This window comes from uncultured Senegalimassilia sp., assembly GCF_934632265.1.
Classification (GTDB): Bacteria; Actinomycetota; Coriobacteriia; order Coriobacteriales; family Eggerthellaceae; genus Senegalimassilia.
This window is the reverse complement of the sequence record NZ_CAKTYH010000097.1, coordinates 1-7,457: the sequence shown is the minus strand read 5'-3', so window position 1 is coordinate 7,457 and position 7,457 is coordinate 1. Positions and strand designations below refer to the sequence as shown.

The 7,457-nt window shown below is 64.7% G+C and carries 9 protein-coding genes; all 9 read right to left on the bottom strand.

Annotation, left to right across the window (positions count from 1 at the left end; translation table 11 throughout):
• On the bottom strand, positions 1 to 1,034 hold a 1,034-nt coding region (locus Q0H50_RS07370; RefSeq protein WP_294420968.1), incomplete at its 3' end, for a histidine kinase dimerization/phospho-acceptor domain-containing protein.
• Positions 1,035 to 1,045: 11 nt separating this feature from the next.
• The gene (locus tag Q0H50_RS07365) at positions 1,046 to 1,738 is read right to left on the bottom strand and encodes a response regulator transcription factor (protein WP_294420966.1); all 693 of its coding nucleotides are present in this window, start codon (positions 1,736 to 1,738) and stop codon (positions 1,046 to 1,048) included.
• A 12-nt stretch (positions 1,739 to 1,750) separates the two neighbouring features.
• The gene (locus Q0H50_RS07360; protein WP_294420964.1) at positions 1,751 to 2,461 is read right to left on the bottom strand and encodes a response regulator transcription factor; all 711 of its coding nucleotides are present in this window, start codon (positions 2,459 to 2,461) and stop codon (positions 1,751 to 1,753) included.
• A 71-nt stretch (positions 2,462 to 2,532) separates the two neighbouring features.
• Positions 2,533 to 3,213 carry a phosphate uptake regulator PhoU gene (locus Q0H50_RS07355; RefSeq protein ID WP_294420962.1) on the bottom strand — a complete coding sequence of 227 codons (681 nt, stop codon included), beginning with the start codon at positions 3,211 to 3,213 and terminating at the stop codon, positions 2,533 to 2,535.
• Entirely contained in the window at positions 3,213 to 3,953 is a 741-nt protein-coding gene (gene pstB, locus Q0H50_RS07350; protein ID WP_294420969.1) for a phosphate ABC transporter ATP-binding protein PstB, read from the bottom strand. The genes Q0H50_RS07355 and pstB (Q0H50_RS07350) overlap by 1 nt, the downstream gene beginning before the upstream one ends.
• A 70-nt stretch (positions 3,954 to 4,023) precedes the next feature.
• The gene (gene pstB, locus Q0H50_RS07345) at positions 4,024 to 4,848 is read right to left on the bottom strand and encodes a phosphate ABC transporter ATP-binding protein PstB (RefSeq protein ID WP_294420959.1); all 825 of its coding nucleotides are present in this window, start codon (positions 4,846 to 4,848) and stop codon (positions 4,024 to 4,026) included.
• Positions 4,845 to 5,762, bottom strand: coding sequence for a phosphate ABC transporter permease PstA (gene pstA, locus Q0H50_RS07340; RefSeq protein WP_294415573.1), 918 nt, complete (start codon positions 5,760 to 5,762; stop codon positions 4,845 to 4,847). Before pstA ends, pstB (Q0H50_RS07345) begins: the two co-directional genes overlap by 4 nt.
• Entirely contained in the window at positions 5,755 to 6,672 is a 918-nt protein-coding gene (gene pstC, locus Q0H50_RS07335) for a phosphate ABC transporter permease subunit PstC (RefSeq protein ID WP_294420957.1), read from the bottom strand. Before pstC ends, pstA begins: the two co-directional genes overlap by 8 nt.
• A gap of 51 nt (positions 6,673 to 6,723) precedes the next feature.
• Positions 6,724 to 7,457 (bottom strand): phosphate ABC transporter substrate-binding protein (locus tag Q0H50_RS07330; protein ID WP_294420955.1); only part of this gene is annotated, 734 nt, incomplete at its 5' end.

The window sequence follows — 7,457 nt, the reverse complement described above, 5'->3', positions numbered from 1 at the left end:
ATGTGGGCCGATGGCCCTTTCACGGAAATGGAAACGCCCTCGTCGGCGGCGAAGGACTCCAGTCGTCCGGCCATGCGCCGGGCAACCGCCGTCACGTCGATGGGCCGCTCCTCGCGGGCGAACGCGCTCTCGTCGAGCTTCGAGAGCGTGAGCACGTCGTTGATAAGGCCGCGCATGGCCTGCGCCTCGTCGTAGATGAGCCCCGCGAACTTCTGCCGATCCTCGGGCAGCACCATGTCGTTCTTCATAAGCTCGGCATAGCCCGATATCACCTGCAGCGGCGTCTTCATCTCGTGGCTGACGTTGCTGGAGAAGTCGCGACGCATGCTTTCCGCTTCGGCAAGCTCCTTGTTCTGCTTCTTGAGCTGGGCCTGCTGGTCGTCGATACGCTGAAGCAAAGGCACCATTTCCCCATAGATGTCGTTATCCAGAGGCTCCGCCATATCGAGCGCGTCAATGGGCTTCATGATGTGACGCGTGAGAAGCCGGGACAGCAGAAACGCCAGACCCGCCACGATGATAAGCGCGAGCACCGTGGGCACGAGCATCTCGCCCAAAAAGGCGACCAGGGAATGCCGCGTCTCCGACAGGCGGATGATGCGCCCGTCGGAGAGCTTCTCAGCAGCGTAGACCGTGTCGGTCCCCAGGGTTTCCGAATAGCGCATGCTGACCGCCTCGCCCACGCGCGCGGCCTTGCTGACCTCGGGACGGGAGGCATGGTTGTCCATCTGGCCGGCATCCGCCTGGCTATCGTAGAGCACCAAGCCGCTTTCGCTGATGAGCGTATAGCGGGTGATGCCGCTGAACTGCTGGGACAAGATCGTGGTCACGTCGGAGGACGGGGCGTCGTCGAGAGACGCCGCCGCACGGCTTGCCGCCTGGGCCAGAGCCTGTTCGGCGTCATGCTCGTAGGAGTAATAGAAGATGCTGACCATCACCACGGAAAACGCCAGCAGGATCCCCAAGGAGAACGCCAAAACGGTGGTGAAGATGCGGCCGGCAAGGCTTTTAACGTGATCGGGCGAAGGGCTCATTGCGCAAACCCCTATTCCGGCTGCCTGATGCTATAGCCCACGCCGCGCACGGTCTTGATGCAGGCATCGGCGCCCGGGCATGCGGCGGAGAGCTTCTGACGCAAGGTTTGGATGTGCACGTCGACGGTGCGCGTCTCGCCCACGAACGTCATGCCCCACACATCCTCGAGCAGCTGGCCGCGCGACAGCACGCGCCCGGCGTTGCGCAGCAGCGCGCGCAGCAGATCGAACTCCTTGAGCGTGAGCTCGACGGGGACGCCGCCCGCGGAAACGGTGTGCTCGAGCACGCGCAGCTCGATAGGCCCGCACTCCAGCACATCGCCGGCGGGCGCGGTGGGCGCCGCAGCACGGCGCAAAAGGGCGTTCACGCGGCTGACCAGCTCCATCATGCCGAAGGGTTTGGCCAGGTAATCATCGGCGCCGGCGTCAAGGCCGCTGACCTTGTCGAACTCGGTGCCTTTCGCCGTGAGCATCATGACGGGAAGGAACTTGGTGGCCGGGTCCTCGCGCAGGCGGCGAAGGACCTCGAGCCCGTCGACCTCGGGCAGCATGATGTCGAGCAACACCAGGTCGGGAAGCGATTCTCGGCAAGCATCGAAGAAGTCGCCGGCATGGGCGAAGCCCGCCGCCTCAAGGCCCGCCTGCTTGAGCGCGTACACCGTCAAATCGCGGATATTCGTGTCGTCTTCCAAATAGTAGATCATGCTTGCACCTCGTTATCCCATAACAGAATCGTCCGGACGCGGGCCCACCAAACGATAGCCGACCCCACGCACCGTCTCCACGGCATCGGCATGCTCGCCGAGCTTTTGCCGAAGCGTGAGCACGTGCATGTCGACCGTGCGGCTTCCGCCGCTGAAATCCCAGCCCCACACGTTTTGCAGGAGCTTCTCGCGCGACAGCACGACGCCGGGGTGGCGCATCATGTACGCCAGCAAATCGAACTCGCGCATGGTGAGCGCAACGGGCGCACCATCGACGAACAGCTCGCGCGCCTGGAAATCCAGGGAAAGGGCGCCCAGGCTCTGCACGTCCTCGCTACGGTCGCCTCCCCAATCGGGGGCGCGGCGCAGCATGGCTCGCACGCGGCTTACCATCTCCATCATGCCGAAGGGCTTCGTAATATACTCATCCGCCCCCGCATCCAGCGCCCGCACGATGTCCAGCTCCGAGTTTTTAGCCGTGACCATCATAACGGGCACGCGGGAAAGCTTGCCAGGCGTGTTGCGGATGCGCTTGAGGATCTCCAGGCCGTCGACGTCGGGCAGCATGATGTCCAAAATCACCACGTCCGGGATGCCTTTGGCGCATGCGGCGCGAAACGCCGCGTCATCAGGCTGCCCTTCGGCCTGGATGCCCGACTGCGTCAAGGCGTACAGCACCAGCTGACGGATGTTCTCATCGTCCTCGACATAGTAGACAGCCACCTGCCACGCACCCCTTCCACAGCCGAAACGCCAGCAGCGCCGCGAACCCTGCGCCCCGCTGCCGCGGTGCGCTACCCTTCGGCGTTTTCCTTACCCGCAGAGTTTAGCGTATGCTCGCCCGTTGCGCGGAAAACGGCCCAGCTTGCGATGCGCTCGGCATCGTCGCCCATGCGCTCGAAGTACTTCGCCACCATGAGCAGCTCCGGCAGATGGCTGGCGCCCTGCGTCTCGCTGCGGATCAGGTCGACCACCACCTGTTCGCAGCGATCGTACAGTTCGTCCACCCCGTCGTCCATGGCGAACACGCGCTGGGCAAGCGCGGCATCCGCCTGGGAGAACGCCTTCGTGGCAAGCGAGACCATGTTCGACACCTTGTCGGTGGCCTCGGCGAACTCGCTCTGCAGGTGCGAGACGGCCTTCGGCGTGAGCTGCTGGGAGAGGTACGCAACGTCGCGCGTCATCTCGTCGATATGCGCCAAGTCGCTGACCAGGCGAAACGCGCCGGTCACTTCCCGCAGATCATCCGCCACCAGCGGTTGCTGCATGAGCATGATGTCAAGGCAGCCGTCCTCGATGGCCTCGCGCAGCCTGCGCGCCGCCTTGCTGCCGGAAAGCACGCTTTCGGAGGCATCGGCGTCGCCGGCAAGCGCACGACCCGCGGCCCGAACATCGAGCACCGTCTTCTCGGACAGCTGATTGACCAGCGCGCCCAGCTCCTCCAGCTTGTTGATGTAACGGGTACGGGTCTTCATCAGCTGAACCTTCCTGTCAGATAGTCTTTCGTCTTCTGCTGCACGGGATTGCCGAACAGCTGCTTGGTCGGCCCGGATTCCACCAGCTCTCCCAGGTAGAAGAAGGCCGTCTTGTCGGCCACGCGCGTGGCCTGCTGCATGTTGTGCGTGACCACCACCACGGTGCGCTCGCGGGCGAGCTGCACCATCAGCTCCTCGACGAGCGCCGTGGAGATGGGGTCGAGGGCGCTCGTGGGTTCGTCCATGAGCAGCACCTCGGGCTTCGTGGCCAAAGCGCGCGCGATGCACAGGCGCTGCTGCTGGCCACCGGAAAGCCCCAGGCCCGATTGGCCCAGCTTGTCGCGCACCTCGTCCCATAGGCCGGCATCGCGCAGGCACTCCTCCACCAACTCGTCGGCCTCGGCGCGACCGAGCCTGCGCATGCGGCGCGGACCGTACAGGATGTTGTCGCGGATGGACATAGGGAACGGATTGGGGTGCTGGAACACCATGCCCACCCTCACGCGCAGCTCGTTGGCATCGCCGCTGAAGATGTCGCGCCCTGCCACCTCGATGGCGCCTTCGGTGCGCACGGTGGGAACGAAGTCGCACATGCGGTTGAAGGTGCGCAGCAGCGTGGACTTGCCGCAGCCGGAAGGCCCGATGAACGCCGTTGCGCGGTTTTTCGGGATGTCGAGCGTAACCCCCTTAAGCGCCTGAAAATCGCCGTACCACAGGTTGAAATCGCGGATGGAGATCATGGGCTCGTCGGCCTGGGCGCCCGCATCGCGCGCCGCCGCACCCTGCTCGTTTTCGAAATCGGTCATATGATCAGCCGAACCTTCCCGTCAGATAGTCTTGCAAACGCTTATCCTCCGGCTGGCTGAACAGGCGTTTGGTGGGGCCGGTCTCCACCATATCGCCCACGTAGAAAAACGCCGTGTTGTCGGAAACGCGCGTCGCCTGCTCCATGTTGTGCGTCACGATGATGGCGCAGATGCCCGACTCGGCGATGGAGCGGATGGTCTCCTCCACCGTGAACGTGGAGATGGGGTCAAGCGCGCTGCACGGCTCGTCGAACAGCACCACGTCGGGGTGCATCGCAAGCGTGCGGGCGATGCACAGGCGCTGCTGCTGGCCACCGGAGAGGGCATAGGCGCTCTCGTCGAGCTTGTCGCGCACCTCGTCCCACAGCGCGCCGGCGCGCAGGCTCTGCTCCACCAGCGCATCGCAATCCTCCTTGCCGCTGACCAGACCATGGCGCTTGGGGGCGAACAGGATGTTGTCGCGGATGGACTTGCGGAACGGCGTGGGTTGCTGGAACACCATGCCGATGGATTTGCGCAGCTCGAACAGGTTCTCCTTGCGCGTGTTGATGTTGCGGCCGTGGTAGAGCACCTCGCCGCCGATCTTGCACTTGGGGATCTCGCGGTTCATAAGGTTGAGGCAGCGCAAAAACGTGGACTTGCCGCAACCCGACGGGCCGATCAGCGCCGTCACCTGCCCCGCCGCGAAGTCGAGCGACGTGGGATGCAGGGCCTCGTTGCTCCCGTAGCATACGGTCAGATCGCGCGTGCTCAGAAGCACGCCGCTGGCGGACCGGTCGCTCCCCGCCTGGGGCGCTGCGGCGCCTACCGTTTCGTTTTCCCTGCTCATTCGCTGGTCAGCCTCCTTTCCAGATACTTGCCGATCACGCGTGCCAAGATGTTGAACGCCAGGATGCACACCATGAGCACGGCCGCGGTGCCGTTGGAGATGGCCGTCAGGTCGGGCACGACGCCCTCGCTGTTGATCTTCCAGATATGCACGGCCAGGGTCTCGGCCGGGCGGAACACGTTCCACGGGCACGACGGGCTGGAGAAGTCCAGGCACGTGAAGTCGAGCACCGGGGCGGACTGGCCGGCGGTGAAGATCAGCGCCGCCGCCTCGCCGAACACGCGGCCCGCGGAGAGCACCACGCCGGTGACGATGGCGGGCATGGCGGCGGGAAGCAGCACGTGGATGGTGGTCTCCCAACGCGTCAGGCCCATGGCAAGACCCGCATCGCGCTGGCTGCGCGGCACGTCCTCGAGCGCCTGCTGGATCACGCGCACCAGGATGGGGATGTTGAACATGGTCAGCGCCACCGCACCGGCGATGATGGAGAAGCCCCACCCCATGTACAGAACGAAGAACAGGAAGCCGAACAGGCCCACGACCACCGACGGCAAGCTGGACAGCGTCTCGATGGCGGTCTTGGCGATCGCCGTGACGGCGTTGTCGGGCGCATACTGCGACAGGAAGATGGCCGCGCCCAGGGAAAGCGGCACGCTGATGAGCAGCGTGAGGATCAGCAGGTAGAAGCTGTTGAACAGCTCGGGGCCGATGCCGCCGCCCTCCTTGAACTGCTGGGGCTTGCCCGTGAGGAAGTTCAGGTCGAACAGCTTCGGCGCGCCCGCCACCAGGATGTAGATCACGATGGCCGCGAGCATGAGCATGACGAAGGCGGCGATGCCCACCAGCACGCCGGTGGCGATGCGGTCCTGCCGGTTGATACGGCGCACGTGCGCCGACATATCGAAGTTAGCCACGTTTCGCCGCCCCCTTATGACCGATGAGGTGGATGATCATGATGAACACGAGAGACATGGCCAGCAGCAGCAGGGCCAGCGACCACAGCACGTCGTTGTACACCGTGCCCATGGCCTCGTTGCCCATGCCCATGGTCAGCACGCTGGTCAGCGTGGACGCGGGCGTGAACAGGCCGGAGGGCATCTGGATGGCGTTGCCGATGACCATCTGCACCGCCAGGGCCTCGCCGAAGGCGCGCGTCATGCCCAGGATGACCGCCGTCATCAGCGACGGCGCGGCGCTTTTGAGCACCACGTTCCAGATGGTCTGCCAGCGCGTGCAGCCCAGCGCGTAGCTGCCCTCGCGATACTCGTGCGGCACCGCGGCCAGCGCGTCGATAGACAAGCTGGTGATGGTCGGCAAGATCATGATTGCCAGCACCACGGCGCTCGAGAAGATGCCGAAGCCGGTGATGGTCTGGCCCATGGCGGCGGCCGCATCGCGCACCCAGGCCACGATGATGGTCAAGCCGATAAGACCGTAAACCACAGACGGGATGCCCACCAAAAGCTCCAGAAGCGGCTGGAACACGCGGCGGCCGAAGCGCGGGGCCACCTCCACCACGAAGATGGCGCTGCCGAACGCGATGGGAAGCGCGAACAGCGTGGACAGCAGCGTGACGGAGAACGAGCCCGCGATCATGGGGAGCGCGCCCACCGTGGGCATGCCGTTCGCGTCCTCCTGGTGCGGGTTCCACGTGGTCCCCGTCAAAAACGAACCGAGGTCGATGCCATCGGCGGTAAACGTTGCGATACCGCGTCCGGCGACCATGGCGACAAGCGTGACGACAAGAAGCGCCACGAGCGCGATGCACGCGCCCGTGACGCCCTGACCGACCCGCTCGACGCGTGCTTTCGCCATCAAGGCCATATGCGCGCGTCTCCTTTCGAAACTAGTTGACTCGATGCGGGTATGGCGAACCTACTTGTTGGAGACCTTGCCGGAAGCGTCCTTCTCCACCTTCATGCCGGACATGGGGATGTAGCCCTGCTGCTCCACCAGGCCGCCCTGCACCTCTTCGCCCATCATGTACTCGATGAACGCCTTCGTGGCCTCGTCGGGGTCGGCGGCGGTGTACATGTGCTCGTAAGACCAGATCTTCCACGCGTTGTCCTCGACGTTTTGCGCGTCCGGCTCGACGCCGTCGACCTTGAGGGCCTTGAAGCTGCTGTCGAAGTAGGAGAAGGCCACGTAGGAGATGGCGCCGGGGGTGCTGGCGACCATCTTGGCGGCAGTGCCCGAGGAATCCTGCTCCTGCGGCTTGAAGGAATCGGGCACCTTCGTGCCTGCCAGGACGACGTCCTCGAACGTGGCGCGCGTGCCGGAGCCGGAAGCGCGGTTGATGACGGTGATCGGGGAATCGGCGCCGCCGACCTCGCTCCAGTTGGTGATCTCGCCCGTGAAGATCTTCTTCAGGTCCTCGAGCTTGATGTCGTCGATGGTGACGTCGGCGTTGACGATCGGGCCCATGCCGACGACGGCGACGGTGTGGTCCTCAAGCTTGGCAGCGGCGTCGGCATCGAGCTTCTCCTCCGCGAAGACGTCGGAGCGACCGATCTGAGCCTTGCCGTCCTTCACGTCGGACAGGCCCTGGCCGGAGCCGCCACCGGTAATGGCAACGGTGACGTCGGGGTACTTCTCCTGAACGGCCTTGA